At 34.0% G+C, this 397-nt stretch carries 1 pseudogene; it reads left to right on the top strand.

The window, feature by feature from the left end:
• Window positions 1–397, top strand: a pseudogene (locus G9H60_RS13490) (transposase); the annotation flags it as partial.

Raw genomic sequence — 397 nt, 5'->3', positions numbered from 1 at the left:
TTGACACCAAGGAAAAAACAGCCTATTTAAGTCTAATAACCGACACTTTTTCTAGAAAAATCATGGGCTATCATCTTCATGAAACACTGCATACAGATGGGGTTGAAATGGCGTTAAAAGATGCTCTTAAGAGGCGTAAAACAAATCATCCTTTAATTCATCATTCCGATAGAGGAATCCAATATTGCGCTTCACAATACCAAAATCTGTTAAGGAAAAATCACTTACTCCTTCGATGACAGATGGCTACGACTGTTACCAAAATGCTTTAGCGGAACGTATTAATGGAATTCTAAAAGGTGAATTCTTAATAGTCAAGCCAAAAGATTTTAAACAAGCTAAAATAATGATTAAACAAGCTATAAAACATTACAATAACAAAAGACCTCACTTAGCT

Source organism: Aquirufa aurantiipilula (assembly GCF_019923745.1).
GTDB classification, from domain to species: Bacteria; Bacteroidota; Bacteroidia; order Cytophagales; family Spirosomataceae; genus Aquirufa; species Aquirufa aurantiipilula.
The sequence above is the reverse complement of the archived record's forward strand: the minus strand, read 5'-3'. Positions and strand labels throughout refer to the sequence as shown.